The organism is Orientia chuto str. Dubai (genome assembly GCF_000964595.1).
In the GTDB taxonomy this organism is placed as follows: domain Bacteria; phylum Pseudomonadota; class Alphaproteobacteria; order Rickettsiales; family Rickettsiaceae; genus Orientia; species Orientia mediorientalis.
In genome coordinates, this window is sequence record NZ_LANP01000011.1 from 24,511 (window position 1) to 40,251 (window position 15,741).

At 30.4% G+C, this 15,741-nt stretch carries 12 protein-coding genes; 5 read left to right on the forward strand and 7 right to left on the reverse strand.

The annotated features are described in order from the left end of the window. Positions 1–1,441: 1,441 nt before the first annotated feature. The 3 genes from OCHUTO_RS07070 to thrS form a co-directional block, all read right to left on the reverse strand. Complete coding sequence (locus tag OCHUTO_RS07070) at positions 1,442–1,609, reverse strand: hypothetical protein (RefSeq protein ID WP_370664240.1); 168 nt, start codon at positions 1,607–1,609, stop codon at positions 1,442–1,444. Between the two features lie 436 nt (positions 1,610–2,045). Next, positions 2,046–2,555, reverse strand: coding sequence for a translation initiation factor IF-3 (gene infC, locus OCHUTO_RS02300; RefSeq protein ID WP_045797233.1), 510 nt, complete (start codon positions 2,553–2,555; stop codon positions 2,046–2,048). Positions 2,556–2,597: 42 nt separating this feature from the next. Continuing rightward, complete coding sequence (thrS, locus tag OCHUTO_RS02305) at positions 2,598–4,529, reverse strand: threonine--tRNA ligase (RefSeq protein WP_045797234.1); 1,932 nt, start codon at positions 4,527–4,529, stop codon at positions 2,598–2,600. Between the two features lie 210 nt (positions 4,530–4,739). On the opposite strand from thrS, the gene OCHUTO_RS02310 reads away from it, so the two are divergent. After that, on the forward strand, positions 4,740–6,080 hold the full coding sequence (locus OCHUTO_RS02310) for a bifunctional folylpolyglutamate synthase/dihydrofolate synthase (protein ID WP_045797235.1): 1,341 nt from the start codon (positions 4,740–4,742) through the stop codon (positions 6,078–6,080). Between the two features lie 58 nt (positions 6,081–6,138). Here the strand turns inward: OCHUTO_RS02310 and OCHUTO_RS02315 are convergent, their stop codons facing one another. Beyond that, a complete protein-coding gene (locus tag OCHUTO_RS02315; RefSeq protein ID WP_045797236.1) occupies positions 6,139–7,122 on the reverse strand; it encodes a peptidylprolyl isomerase in 984 nt (327 codons plus the stop codon). Between the two features lie 258 nt (positions 7,123–7,380). On the opposite strand from OCHUTO_RS02315, the gene secA reads away from it, so the two are divergent. Beyond that, positions 7,381–10,020: a preprotein translocase subunit SecA gene (secA, locus tag OCHUTO_RS02320; RefSeq protein ID WP_045797237.1), complete on the forward strand. Its 2,640-nt coding sequence runs from the start codon at positions 7,381–7,383 to the stop codon at positions 10,018–10,020. On the opposite strand, the gene OCHUTO_RS04825 is transcribed toward secA, so the two are convergent. The 3 genes from OCHUTO_RS04825 to murA form a co-directional block, all read right to left on the reverse strand. After that, positions 9,992–11,305 (reverse strand): hypothetical protein, encoded by a 1,314-nt coding sequence (locus tag OCHUTO_RS04825; RefSeq protein WP_052694617.1) that lies wholly within the window; start codon positions 11,303–11,305, stop codon positions 9,992–9,994. The two genes, secA and OCHUTO_RS04825, sit on opposite strands and share 29 nt — an antisense overlap. 81 nt (positions 11,306–11,386) lie before the next feature. After that, on the reverse strand, positions 11,387–12,751 hold the full coding sequence (gene ftsZ, locus OCHUTO_RS02330) for a cell division protein FtsZ (RefSeq protein WP_045797238.1): 1,365 nt from the start codon (positions 12,749–12,751) through the stop codon (positions 11,387–11,389). A gap of 169 nt (positions 12,752–12,920) precedes the next feature. Beyond that, positions 12,921–14,186, reverse strand: coding sequence for a UDP-N-acetylglucosamine 1-carboxyvinyltransferase (gene murA, locus OCHUTO_RS02335; RefSeq protein ID WP_045797239.1), 1,266 nt, complete (start codon positions 14,184–14,186; stop codon positions 12,921–12,923). Between the two features lie 267 nt (positions 14,187–14,453). On the opposite strand from murA, the gene OCHUTO_RS05750 reads away from it, so the two are divergent. The 3 genes from OCHUTO_RS05750 to OCHUTO_RS04835 all read left to right on the forward strand — a co-directional run. Beyond that, the gene (locus tag OCHUTO_RS05750; RefSeq protein ID WP_156961276.1) at positions 14,454–14,612 is read left to right on the forward strand and encodes a hypothetical protein; all 159 of its coding nucleotides are present in this window, start codon (positions 14,454–14,456) and stop codon (positions 14,610–14,612) included. Between the two features lie 3 nt (positions 14,613–14,615). Next, positions 14,616–15,071, forward strand: coding sequence for a TraD N-terminal domain-containing protein (locus OCHUTO_RS04830; protein ID WP_052694618.1), 456 nt, complete (start codon positions 14,616–14,618; stop codon positions 15,069–15,071). Positions 15,072–15,354: 283 nt separating this feature from the next. Continuing rightward, positions 15,355–15,741, forward strand: a 387-nt coding sequence (locus OCHUTO_RS04835; protein ID WP_045797623.1) for a type IV secretion system DNA-binding domain-containing protein, incomplete at its 3' end; no start/stop codon positions are given.

Genomic DNA, 15,741 nt, shown 5'->3' on the forward strand with positions numbered 1-15,741 from the left:
AGTTTTAGACTAGAATGATATAATAATACATTACTAATAACTCTTTTCTTTGATTACCGCTTGGTATTAATCTTTTTGTTTGCGTTTCACTTCTCTTGGATCTATTCCTTTTGCCAGTAATGTCTTCAATTCTCTTGCTTTTTTTTCTAGCGTATCTAACGCATAGATATGCTCTTTAGCCCCTGGTTTTTATATTTCTTGTCTAAATAACTTGTTCCACTACTTGATACTCTTTAAAACCAGTCTACTTTTGATCTCTATAAACTGTTTTTTCATTCGGAGTCTACTTAGTGATTGATTTGTAAACTTTAATACTATTGAAGACATAATTACTATATAATTGATTATTATTAATAAGATAGATACTGTGGTTAAATAACTGATCAAATAATTATGCTTGTTTTATAGCAATTTTTTTGTGCTATTTCATTCATAATATATCTGACTTGAAAATAGCTTGGTTACCCTTAGGTTGTATGCGTTTCTTAATCATTAGTTTCACTTCTGAATTAAAAATTAGCGCTAAATTTCCTAAATTTTTATTATCCCTATTTTCGGCCTTTTGCTTTAATTTTTTTGTAATTTTGACAAATTTTGTAAATTTAATTATAGTTAAAGTTGAATATTGAAAAATTAATGAAAGTTAACACAAGTTAATAGTAGGTTCTATAAAGTGTGAAAGTTAACGAAAATTAGCTTTTCTTCTTCTTTATATTGAATATGACTTTCAACCTTTTTCATTAGGGTATGATTACTAGTATCATTGTCTATAGGTAAAATTGGTCTTGTAAGGCAGATAGAATCAGTATGAAGATGAAAATAAGTTTTGTATAAAACTGGTTATGCACCCTATATTCTATCTTTTAAATAAAAATTTTAGAATAATTTGTAAAAATATTCTAAAATCACTGCTATAGCTGTATTTTTGGAGGCAAAAAGTGCAACATATAGTACTCAATATTACAACTATTAGTTGTAATGTTACTAAAAATAATAGTGTCAATAATGACACAATTTTTTACCATGTTAATTGATAAAGTATATGTTGAACTCTCTATTAGACTTATATTGCAATGTCAGTGCATCTTCTGGTGTTAGTGGATAAAATTCTTCTAGCCTTTTTCTTTTGAAATAGCATTTTTTATCATTCAAAACTCTGAGAATATTTAATGATTCATGTCTGTGATCTTCAATTGAAATTTCATTTTTAAAATCATTTTTGTTGTTCTCTACTAACTCACTAGACTAGATATATTAGATTTTTTTATATCTCTATATATGTCCCTGACAAAAGTTTCAGGTTGACCTGAAATTTCTTTTGCATTGGAGCAAAAATTTTTTTCTGGTAAGGTTATAATTTCGCCTTTTTCACTATACTGCTGAAAATTTTTAAATTGTTGTTATAATAGCGCTGCAGTCTAAATACTATGAATGATAGGAATTATTTACAGGTTTTACTTAAAGCTTTGCCATTATCTCCAATCAGATTTTTCCACTCTGCTGATATAAAATTTCCAATAAAATAGTAAAAAATTGTGTCATTATTAACACTGTTACTTTTAGTAAAATTACAACTATTGGTTATAATATCGAATATTATATGTTGCACTTTTTGCCTCCAAAAATACAGCTATAGCAGGTAGTTTTAGAATTTTTTTATAAATTATTCTAAAATTGTTATTCAAAAGTTCGAATATAGGGAGCATAATAACTCTTATGCGCAAAACCTATTTTCATCTTCATACTGATTCTATCTGCCTTACAAGACCAATTTTACCTATAGACAATGATATAATGTAAACACATGCTAAGTGTTTTTCAAAAATTTAAAGAAAGACCATGGTATAGCAGCAATATGTACTAAAATATACCATTCTTAGCTACTCTTTTTTGAAAGGATAGCTAGTGTAACTTAAAGTCCTATGACAACATATACTAAGTTAAAATGCAACAAGGAAGAAACTAAAAACAAGAAATACACTTGGATATTAACTATACAAAACCAATTACAATAATACTTTAAAGCTACTTTGAGTTATTCTAAATCAGCGCTTAGTTTTTACAGTATTAGGAGATATAGTCATTGTAATAGCCTGGCCCTGCATTTTAGGAAAAGATTCTATTTTACCTTCTTCTTGGCATGCATTAATAATATTATCAAGTATTTGCTTTCCAAATTCAGTATGTATTATTTCTCTTCCCTTGAATATCACAGTTACATTTACCTTATTATTTTTGCTTAAAAATTGCTTAATGTTTCTTATCTTAATTGCAAGATCTCCAGCAGCAATATTAGGACGCAGCTTAATTTCCTTTACGGAAGTTCTTACCTGCTTTTTTTTTGCTTGTTGAGCTTTTTTCTTAATTTCATATTTGAACTTACTGTAGTCCAATATTTTACACAACGGTAAATCAGATTGAGAAAACTCTACTAAATCTAATCCTGCTATCTCTGCCTTATTAAGTGCCTCTAACAATGATACTATACCAACCATGTTGCCATTTTCATCAATAAGTCTAACTTGTTTAGCCTTAATTTCACCATTTACCTTCAAATGATGGTTATTTTTACTTGTGGAAATAAAATTTCTCCTTAATTAATTAATCTTATTTGTTTTCTTAATGTGAGCAATTAACTCACTGCTACTCATAACTTGTTGTTCCTGAGTTCCTAGTCTTCTTATAACTACTTTCCCCGATTCTACTTCTTTCTTTCCAAGAATAGCAATTAAAGGAACTTTCATTGCAAAAAAACTACGTATTTTATAATTAATTTTCTGACTAGAAATGTCAAGCTTAGACCTAATGTTATTGTTAATTAATTCATTATGTAGTTGTTTTGCATAATTACTTGATTCATCTGTGATTGTTGCTATAGCAACTTGTATTGGAGCTAGCCATACTGGCAACTTGCCAGAATAATGTTCGATTAATATACCAATGAACCTTTCAAGCGATCCTAATATTGCTCGATGCAATATTACTGGGCGTTTTTTAGTTCCTTCAGCAGTAATATAGCTAGCATCGAGTCGTTCTGGTAATATAAAATCTACCTGCAAAGTACCACATTGCCACTCACGACCAATAGCATCTGTTAATATAAACTCAAGCTTAGGGCCATAAAAAGCTCCTTCGCCGCGATTAATAGTATATTTATCTTCTAATATCTCAATAGCATAAATTAAAGCTTGCTCAGCCTTATCCCATATTTCACTTGTACCAGCATAATTTTTAGGTCTATCTGAAAACTTAATTCTCACCTCTGAAAATCCAAAATCTTGATATATTAACTTTAGTAAATGGTAAAATTTTATTGTTTCATCAGTTATTTGATCTTCTGTACAAAAAATATGAGCATCATCTTGGATAAAACTTCGCACTCTCATCAAACCGTATAATGCTCCTGAAGGCTCATAGCGATGACAAGCACCAAATTCAGCCATACGCAATGGTAAGTCCCTATAGCTTCTTGTCGTATAATTAAAAATCTGTATATGTCCAGGACAATTCATTGGTTTTAATGCAAGATTTTTATCTTGAATTAGATCTTGGCTAGCAGTGTTGGTATTTAAAGTAAACATGCTTTCTCGAAATTTTTCCCAATGCCCAGATTTTTCCCATAATTTTTGATTTAATACCATAGGAGTATTAACTTCAATATAGCCGGACCGTTGAATTTGATAGCTAATATAGTTTTTAATAATTGAAAAAATAGTCCACCCCTTATCATGCCAGAATGGTATACCTTGTGCTTCATCCTGAAAATGAAACAATTCAAGTTCACGACCAAGCTTTCTGTGATCTCGCCTTTGAGCATCAGCTATTCTATTCAAGTAAGCATCAAGATCTGATTTTTTTCCCCAAGCTGTACCATAAATCCTTTGTAAAACTGCATTTTTACTATCACCACGCCAATATGATCCTGCTACTTTAGTTAACTTAAAATATTTTGAGCAATGACCTGTACTTGGTGCATGAGGCCCACGACATAGATCTATAAAATCTCCTTGTCTATATATACTTATTTCTTCAGATTCAGGAATTTCATCAATCAACTTCACCTTATAAAACTCTTTTTGCTGCTTAAAAAACTCTATTGCTTTGCTGCGTAACCATACCTCTCGTCTGATCAAATAATTTTTAGCAATAATATCTTTCATTTCTTGCTCAATAGCTTCTAAATCCATGCTAGTAAATGGCTTTTCGCTAGCAAAATCATAATAAAATCCATCTTTGATTACAGGTCCAATAACTACTTGAGTATTTGGAAATAATTTTTTAACTGCTTGAGCTAAAGTATGAGCAGTATCATGGCGAAGAATTTTTATTCCTTCAGCACTATCAACAGTAATAATTTTTACTGTTGCATTATTGATAATTGGTATATAAAGATCCTTTAATTCATTATTTACCTCAATAGCAACAGCTTTTTTAAATAACGAAATAGACAGCGACTGAACAATTTCTTGACCAGTAACTCCTGCTTTATATTGCTTAACTGTTCCATCATGGAAAATAATATTAATCATGTATATTACTAAATATCTCTAAACCAATTATTTTTAAAGTTCTAATATTATATTGAAAATAATATAATATTAATTAGACATATATGCTTTATAAAGCATTTTTAGAATTATAGTTAAAAAACTTGTTTATTAACAATAAAAATTGGTAAAATTTACATACTATTAACTAAAATTATACAGAATTCATTTTTTTTATAAAAACACAATACGATGCGAATGCCACATTGGCCAATTCCTTGGCGTAATCATAAAAAATATGATCTTACTCGAATAAAATTGTTGCTATCTGCTTTACAAAATCCACATCTTGAACTGCCACCAGTAATACATGTTGCTGGGACTAACGGCAAAGGCTCCACTAATGCTTATTTAAGAGCAATATTTGAGTCTTCAGGTTATAAAGTACATAGTTACATTTCTCCGCATCTATTACATTTTAATGAAAGAATTACAATTGCATCTAATTATATTGATGATCGGTATTTATTTAATATTATTGAAAGAACTAGAATTGCAGCATCTAAGATTAATATAGCTCCTACTTTTTTTGAAGGCACAACAGCTGCTGCATTTTTAGCATTTGCAGAAAATAAGGCCGATATTTTACTATTGGAGACTGGAATGGGTGGAAGACTTGACTCAACAAATGTAATAGATAATCCTATTGCTACAATAATTACACCGATTTCTTACGATCACATGGAGTATCTTGGTCCTACACTAAATACTATTGCTACTGAGAAAGCTGGTATTATTAAGGCTAATGCTCCTTGTATTATTAGCTGTCAAGTGCAGCAAGTATATGATCTTTTGATAGATTATGCTGTGAAAGTAAAAGCAATCCCTATAGTCTATGAATATGATTTTGGCATTCAAAAACAAAATGATAGTTTTAAGTTTTTATCCCATAATTTTACTCATCAATTTTCTCTACCATCTCTGCTAGGAGATCATCAGGTTATAAATGCTGCTACTGCTATTGCAACATGTAAAGTTATAACTAATCATTTCAATTTTAGTACTGATAATATTCAGAAAGGTATAAGTAATGCTACTTGGCCAGGAAGATTAGAGAAAATTGATCTATCGCAATATGATAAAATTTCTAACTTGATTATGCGAGCTTTAGATAAAAAAAAGTGTATTATAAAACAGCAGCATATGCCACAAATTTGGCTTGATGGCGCACATAATATAGGAGGAGCGCAGTCACTATCAAATTTTATTAGAGAAAATTTAGCATCGCCAATATACTTGATTTTAGGTATGACAAAAAATAGAGAAGTAAAGCCATTTTTATCATATTTTGCAGATATTATTACTCAGGTGTTTACAGTTAGCGTAATAGCTGAGCCAGCTAGTTATAGCGCTGAAGCACTAGCTATATATGTTAACGATATGAAACTTATATCTACTCCTACTGAATCATTAATTGATGCTATAGTTGCAGCTATTAAATCTAGCCAAGATTTTGAACAGCAACAAGGTAACATAATTATTACTGGCTCATTGTTTTTAATATGCGATTTTTATAATTTAGTTCGAAGTTAATACAGATTTGTTTATTTTAAACTAACCTGTATTAAATGAAGCTTTGAAAATTGCAAAATTATTCTTTTTGCATTAGATTTTTTGTTAGAAATTTTTTCGTATTAGAACTTTTCTTCTTTATACTAGATTCATTTAAATCAGTTTTCATGCTAACACTGTTCTCTGCGCTATCCTGTGCTATTTGCTTGTCAGCACTAGTTTCGCTTTTTTCTATATTATTTAAAGCATCAGTTATTATTTTAACATTAGCAGCATCATACAAAGCAGTTGCATATTTTTCAGCTCTAAGGTTGAATGTATATTCATCTACTTCCTCTTTGCTTGGTATATGTGGAGCTTTGCTATTTAATTTTATAAGCTGCCATGTTCCTTTAGAAAACTGAATAGGTTCAGATATACCACCCTCCTGCAGTGCAAAAACAGACTCTGGCAAATCTCCTTGAAAAAACCAACGCTCAATTACACCACCATTTTCTTTTGTCTCTTTATCTAGAGATTCTTCTTTTGCAATCTTTTCAAAAGATTCACCTTTATTGAGCTTATCTTTAATTTCTTGAGCTTTTTCTTGGTTGCTTAGTACAATATGGCTAATTTTAACTTTTGTACTAGAAAACTGCTTTTGAAAAAATGGATACTCATCTTCTTTTAAAGTTGGAACATTTTTCTTTAATAATATTTGTACTGCTAAGGCACGTTTTAGCATTTTTAATGCTTCCTGAAAAGTAACATCATTTTCAATATTTAGCTTTTTAACTTCTTCTTCCAGCAATTTATCCATAACATAAGCTTTAATTAAAGCCTGTTGCTGCTGCAATGAATATGCATAAAAGTTACCCACAGTCTCATTGAAGTATGATGCTATATCTGATATACTAACTTGCTTATTATTATAAGCTACAACAATCTTGTTTCCTTGTTCAGTTAATTGATTTACTTTATTATTAACTACAACCTTACCTTGATTGATATCTTGAGCTTGACATGAAGTAGCTAACAGCAGTGCAGTAGCAATTGAAACATTGGTAATGAGGTTCTTTATCATAGTTTTTAATATTTACTAATTCTTTAATACTTAAAACTTTTAACTATTAAAATAACATTAGTCAACTAAATTAAAATAATCAGCTTATGAATACTTTTAAAAGTACATATTTTGTTGTATGTATATCTAAAAATGTTAAATTTAATAATTTAATATATTCAGCTGCATATAACTAATTAAATTCTTTACTTTCCATTGTACAGCCTATAATAAAAGAAAATAATTTCAAAATTGATATAGTACAAATATTTTAGAATAATGCTAAAATTTATAAGAAGTATATTTAAAACATCTAGCGATAGAATTATCGCTGATCTTAGGTCAAAAATTCAACATATTCATAGTATTGAAAGTACTTTAGCTCAACTTAGTAATGGTGAATTAAGAAATAAAACCAGTGAGTTTAAAGCACGTTTAGCTAATAATGAACCTATAGATAGTATGCAATATGAAGCTTTTGCAGTAGTAAAAGAAGCAGCAAAAAGAACTACAGGGATGCAGCACTATGATGAACAGCTCATTGGAGGAATATTGCTACATCAAGGTAAAGTTGTTGAAATGAGTACAGGTGAAGGAAAAACCTTAGTGGCAACATTACCATCCTATTTAAATGCACTTATGGGTAAGGGAGTTCATATTGTTACAGTAAATGACTATTTAGCTCAAAGAGATAGCGATTGGATGGGAACAATTCACAGGTTTTTGAATATAACAGTGGGTTGTATTACTAGTAATACAGCAGAGTCCTCAAGAAGAATTGCTTATAACAGTGATATTACTTATGTTACTAATAATGAGCTTGGATTTGACTTTTTACGAGATAATATGCAATTTAATAATAAATCAAAAGTTCAAAGAAGTTGTAACTATGCTATTATTGATGAAATAGACTCAATTCTGATTGATGAAGCTAGAACTCCTCTAATTATTTCTGGACCTGTAAGTGATAACACATCATTATATCCAATAATTAACCAATTAATAACAAAGCTTAATAAAGATGATTATGAAAAAGATGAAAAATTACGTAATGTTACTCTGACAGATTTAGGAATCAATAAATTAGAAAAAATGCTTATTGAAGCTAATTTATTCGCAGCTAATAGTAGTAGTTTGTATGATTTTGAAAACATGCATTTAATTCACTATATTAATCAATCTCTAAAAGCACATACACTTTTTCGCCGTAACGTTGATTATTTAGTTAAAAATGGCAAAGTTATTATAATTGATGAATTTACTGGCCGAACCATGGATAGTCGAAGATATTCTGAAGGACTACATCAAGCTCTAGAAGCTAAAGAAAAAGTTGAAATCCAAAATGAAAATCAAACATTAGCATCAATTACCTTTCAAAACTACTTTAGAATGTATACAAAGCTATCAGGTATGACTGGAACTGCTATAACTGAAGCTACAGAACTAAAAGAGATATATAACTTAGATGTTGTACCTATACCAACTCATAAAACAGTACAAAGAATAGATTATGATGATGAAATATATAGCACTAAGAAAGATAAATATAGCGCAATAATTCAGCTTATTCAACAGTGCTATGCTAAAGGTCAGCCAGTACTTGTTGGTACTGTTAGTATTGAAAAGTCTGAAGAATTATCTAAGCTATTGCATAGTAAAAAAATTCCTCACAATGTTCTTAATGCTAAACATCACGATAAAGAGGCTTATATTATTGCTCAAGCAGGTAGATTAAAAGCAGTTACTATAGCTACAAATATGGCAGGTCGTGGCACAGACATAATGCTAGGAGGAAACGCTGAAATGCTTGTAGATCGAGCTAATTTAGCTGAAGAAGAATATCAGAAAAAGTTGGAAAAAACTAAGATCCAAACAGAAAAAGAGAAGGAGCAAGTCATTAAAGCAGGAGGGCTTTTTGTAGTTGGTACTGAAAGGCATGAGAGTCGAAGAATAGATAATCAGTTACGTGGAAGATGTGGGCGGCAAGGCGATCCAGGACAAACAAAATTCTTTTTATCTTTAGAAGATGATTTAATGCGAATTTTTGCTTCTGATAGAGTTGCAAAAATTTTACGTACAATAGGATTAAAAGATGGAGAAGCTATTCATCATCCTTTAATTAATAGATCTTTAGCAACTGCACAACAAAAAATTGAAGCCCAAAATTATGAAATCAGAAAAAATTTGTTAAAGTATGACAATGTAATGAATGATCAGAGAAGAGTAATATATGAACAGCGTAATGAAGCTATTAGCTCTGATAATGTAAACGAAATATTATATAATTTAACTGAAGAATTAGTTATAGAAACTGTACATAACTTTATTCCACCAAAATCATATAAAGAGGATTGGAACATTCAAGAACTAGTTAAAGAATATCAGCGTATATTTAATGTTAAGCTACAAATGGATTCTATTGAAAGTGCTTCTAATTCACATGAAGTTATAGAATATCTTACTAAGACTGCTTTTGATATATATAAACAGCAGCAGCAAGATTATTCAGCAAAATCAGCTAATGAAGCTATTAAACATATTTTTATTAAAACTTTAGATCAAATTTGGAAAGAACATTTATATACATTAGATCATCTAAAACAAGGAATATCTTTAAGAGCATATGGGCAAAAAGATCCACTTAGTGAATATAAAAGAGAAGCATTTAATTTGTTCACACAAATGCTATTAAATTTAAAATATCTTTTTATTCAAAGAGTAGCTCGTTTGCATATTGATGTAGATTCTTCATTAAATTCTAGTTCTTTATTAAATATATTAGGCAATAATTTTCAAGGTAAGGACATTAACCCTACACCAACGGATATTTCTAAGTATTTGGGAAAAATATCTCGCAATCAATTATGCCCATGCAATTCAGGAAAAAAATTTAAACATTGCCATGGTGCATTAAAATAAAAGCTAATGAACTGCTATTCAAAATGATGATGGTTGTACGTTTGGATTTTTTATTACTATTACGGTTAGCAGTGGTAGCATTATTATTAACAGTATTGCTGAAATCTGGTTTCTTCTGCTTTGTTTGTGTACCTTCTTGAGCAGTAGTTTCTTCTAATACTGTAGTAACAATCAGCTTTTCATGGATTTTTTTTTGTGAAATCTCACTCTTAGCTACATCAAAATTTTTTTCTTTAGATAGTCTAAATAAACTATCTGAACTACTAAGTTTATCTGCACGTTCAGCAAGTTTGCTTATATCTATACCATCTGCTTGAATAGTGGAATCAACTATACTTTTAGCTACATCAAGATTTTTTTCTTTAGATGTTCTAAATAATAAACTATCTGAACTACTAAGTTTGTCTGCACGTTCAACAAGTTTGTCCATATCTATACCGTCTGCTTGAATAGTAGAATCAAGCAGACTCTTAGCTGCTTTAAGACCTTCCTCTTGATTATTTGTAGATGGTTTAAGCAAACTATCTGAAGAACAAAGATTATTTGCACGTTGAGATAATATGCTAAACTCAGTTGTTAGTTCCTTAAGATATGTAGCAAGCATTTCCCTAGCTTTTGTAATATCTTCTTTACTATTTAGCGGCATGGCACTTAAATGACAAGCTGTTTTTTCTAATGCATGCAACTTTGCAGAACTAGCCTTTATAAAATTTATGTCTTGGCTTGTTAAAGCAGATGAAATGTCACTGTTATAACATGGTGTAATATCCATATTACTGTAACTCTTTGCTAAATCATTAAGTTTAGGATATTTATCCATTTTCTTGGAATCTGGAGTACTTTCAACATCATGTTCAGTATTTGCTATTGTTTCTTCTGATTTTGATTTTTTTATAATTTTATCTAAAGCATATATTAGCAATGATGAAACTAAGATTATTGGAGCAATAACCTTTCCTACTGTAGGTATAGCTATTGAAAGAAGTGCGAATTCTGTTTTACGAGCTACAATATATTTTTGCACACATTTTACTTGCTCAAGCAGCATCTTTAAAACTTCTTTAAGCACCTCTTTAGCAGTTTCAATACCAGAATACTTGTCACTACTAATTATACTTTTTATTTTATCACAGCTTTTTTTTGTTTCTTGAGAAAATTTTGTATAAAACTCTTCACTATCTTTAATAAGATCTTTTCCATAATCCTTAATTTCTGATAATACTGCATCTGTTGTCCATTGTAAAAAACCTAGAGTCTGGTGAAGCGTTTGATTTAAAGTAATCATAAAATTTTTAATATTTTCTAAGTTAAATGTTTAATAACCACCATAGTAAGAAAATCGACTAATAAATCTAAATAAATGTCGTCATTTCTTATTTTTTCTTAAAAAAGTTGGTATTTCATAAATATTTTCTTCAGCTTCCACCTTGATAAACTCTTGGTTTTCACTTTCTTTATCCTTGATAGTTGAATAATCAGATTTTATACTACGCCACATTCTAGCAAAAATTGACATTCTAGTTTTTGTTGGTGCGCCCTCTAACTGCATAGTTGAAGAAGAATACAGTGATGATAAGCTATTATCTTTATGTAATTGATGATTAATAGTATCATTGGCTGCATTAGTAGCATTAGCTAAACTATGATCTACTACATTACTATTTAATTCAGATGCTTTAGCATGCTCGAAATTAACAGAATAAGCATCTGCGTTTGTATCTTCATTTGCATCTTCGTTTGTATCATTTACTGATTTTTTATCCTCCGGTAATTGATTACTAATAGAGGAAGCAACCACTGATATCTTAATTTTTCCTTGTAGATCTGGATTAAATGTTGCACCAAATATAATACTAGAATCATCATCATCTATTTCCTTACGAATATGATTTACTGCTTCATCAACTTCCATTAAAGTCATGTCATTTCCACCAGTAATATGAATCAATACTCCTTTTGCTTTTTTTATTGAAGAATTATCAAGCAAGGGATTAGATATAGCAGTTTCTGCTGCCTTAATAGCTCTATCCTCTCCGCTAGCTTCTCCAGTCCCCATCATTGATTTACCGCCTTTCTTAATAATAGTAACAACATCAGCGAAATCTAAATTAATTAACCCTGGTAAATTAATTAAATTGGTCATATTAGTTACTGCATCAGTTAACACTGTATCAGCCATCTTAAAAGCTTCAACAAAAGTAGTAACCTGATTACTGACTCTAAACAAATATTGGTTTGGAATTATTATTACAGTATCAACATATTTTTGTAACTCTTCAATCCCAGCTTCAGCAATCTTCATTCGTTGGCCGCCTTCAAGAGTGAATGGCTTTGTTACAACGGCAACAGTAAGAATTCCAAGTTCTTTAGCAATTCGTGCAACTACTGGAGCAGCTCCAGTTCCAGTTCCCCCTCCCATACCAGCTGCAATAAATATCATATTACTATTTTCGATCTTATTTTTGATCTCATCATATGATTTCTCTGCTGCAGCAGCTCCTACACTAGGATCAGCCCCAGCTCCCATAGTACTTTCCCCAAGCTGAATTTTATCTTTTGCTAAAGACATGCTTAATGCTTGAGCATCTGTGTTAGCTACAATGAAGTTTACCCCCTGTAAATTGGAAGTAATCATATTGTCTATAGCATTACTTCCGCCACCTCCTACTCCAAATACAGTGATTACTGGAGCATCTCTTAAATTTTCTGGAGTTTTCGAATCTGTGCTCATAAAAAAAATCTGATCTTAGTAAATCTCAACCATCAAAAATTGCTTATATTCAACAATACCTTTTAATAGAGCTACACTAAATAATATGTAATTATCATTCTTGATTTAAGATATAGCCTACTTGATAATAACATATCCAGCTCAATTATAAAATATAAATTTCTAAATACTAAGCAGAAATTCTTTGAATTCTTGCATTACAGTTCTGCAATTTTTTTACTAAAAATTCATAACCTCTGTCTAAGTGATGTACATGTGTAACTCTAGTAAGTCCATCAGCTGATAATCCAGCTAAAATTAAAGATACTGAAGCTCTAAGATCAGTTGCTACTACCTCGGTACCATGTAACTTTTTTACTCCTGTAACTATTGCTTTTCTATCTTGAATAACAATATTAGCACCCATTTTAATTAGTTCAAATGCATGCTTATAGCGATTTTCATATATGTTTTCAGTAATAACTGATACTCCTTGTGCAATAGACATTAAACTCATAAATTGAGCTTGAAGATCAGTAGGAAAATTCGGGTATGGATTAGTTTGTACGTTAACCTGCTTAATAATACTAGCTCCTTCGATAATTAAACTATTTTTACTTTGATATTGTATTATTGCACCTGATAACTGCAGTTTAACAATTACTGACTTCAGATGATCAAATATAACATTGTTAAGTTGAATTTTCCCTTTTGTTATTGCTGCTGCTATCATATAAGTACCAGCTTCAATGCGGTCAGGAATAATGCTATAGTTAGTACCATTGAGCTCTTTTACTCCTACAATACTAATATTAGCAGTGCCAATACCATTAATATCGGCTCCCATTTTTCTTAAACAGTAACATAAATCAACAATTTCAGGCTCTTGAGCACAATTAGTAAGTTTAGTACTACCTTTAGCTAAAACTGCAATCATAATAGCAGTAATAGTTGCTCCTACAGAAATCTTATTGAACGTAAAGTTTATTCCATATAGTTTACTGCTACAATTAGCACTAATATATACATCATCTACTTGAATATTTGCTCCAAATGCTTCTAGCACTGCTACATGTAGATCAATGCGCCTTCGACCAATTGCACATCCTCCTGGTAATGCAATTTTAGCTCGTCCAAGACGTAATAACAAAGGAACTAATATCCAAATAGAAGCCCTTGTTTTTTTTACTAAATCGCATGGAAAAACAAAATCATTTGTAATTTTATCAGCTGTTAAGGCAATAGTACCATCTCCTATAACTTCTACCAGTACACCGCAATTTTTTAACAGAGATAATATATCACTAACATCTGATAATTGTGGTATATTACTCACCACTAAAGTCTTTGAACTTAATAAGCATGCTATTATAATTGGCAACGCAGCATTTTTGGCACCACTAATATTTACTTCACCCCTTAATGAACATCCTCCTTCAACTAATATATTGCCCACTTTAAATGTTATAGATTATTAATATTTCTAATTGTTATTAGAGCAAACTTTATTTTACATATAAATAAAAAACATTCAATTTAAAGCGTTATTAGCGCTAGTTTTGAATAAAAAAGCACATATATTAAACATATCTAAGAATACTAGAAAGACTACTAGAACGCCTAGAATAAGGTATTCAGAGATTCTGAGTTTTGCTATAAAATACAGGTAGATTACACAGAAGCTTACAATAATAAAAGACTATCACAGATATTTTTTGGTCAATTGCCAGAAGCAATAGAAAATTTTGATTTAGCTATTAAAAATGATTCTAAATATTGTTATAGAATACGACAAAATGTTAAAAAAATTAATGAATTAGAGAATTTTATTGCAGCAAAAGAATATGAGCAAAAACTACAGATGTTGAAAAAGTACTCTTGATTGATGAATTTTCAGAATCAAGGTCATTTTACTAGAGGATCACAGCTAGTTGCTCATAAGTTAAGAATGTTTGGCCAAGGTAGTGCTAATGTTCTAACAATTGGCTTTGGATTATCGATATTCTGGATTCTATGGCGACTATATCAAAAACTATTTTTAAGTAGCTTGTATTATTTTGCGATCGAGAGATATGTACAGCTTAAGCTAGCAATTGGTGAACATTTTTATGATATCGATGAAATAGGTATTAAATTCTATAGTTTAATGCTTAAAAAATGGATTTATCTCAACGCTCAAGACTTTGTGTATAAGTTTTATAGGACAACATGGATTGAGAATATACAAATTATGGCAATTTTTAATCAATTCAGCATTGTTAGAAGGATTAGTTGTTTTTACTATTGGTGCAATAATCTCAATTGTTTTCTTTATTGCTCAAGGCAAAAAAACGGTTATTAAGGCCAAAATTAGAGGTGCTGATCTTGTAGACTATAATACTTAGCTAAAATGCTAAAAAGAGCTAAAAAGGCCTCAAAATCAATTTTGCAGGCTTCCATTAGTAAAGGATAGCGAAAGACAACACATTCTTATTACCGGTACTCTGGTTCTGGAAAAATGCTTAATGAATTGCTACCTCAAATTCGATTGCAGCGAGCAATAATTGTTGACCTTACGGTGCTTTTATTATAGATTTTTATTCGATGTGATAAGCTACTTAATCCACTTGAGACAAACGTGAACATTGGTACCTTGGAATGATTGTTTCATAGCTGATTTTCATGATATAGCCAATAGCTTTAGTAGCTATAATCCTAGAATCGATAACTTTTTTACTAAAAACGCTGAATTAGTCTTAGCTGAGGCAGTGAAGCTATATCAAAAGGATATTAAACAACTCATAGATACAATTATTTACTCTGATAATAGACAATTTGCAAAAGCATTTAGAAACACAGCTGTAGCAGGTATTATAAGCGAAAGTGCCCCTGAAACTTCTTCTGGGATTCAGTCTACTCTTGGAAAGAATATTACTTCACTGCAATACTTAAAACCTGGTGGTAAGTTTAGTATAAAAGAATGGTTTTCCAATGAAACAGGATGGCTATTTATTACTGCATCTCCAGCTCAA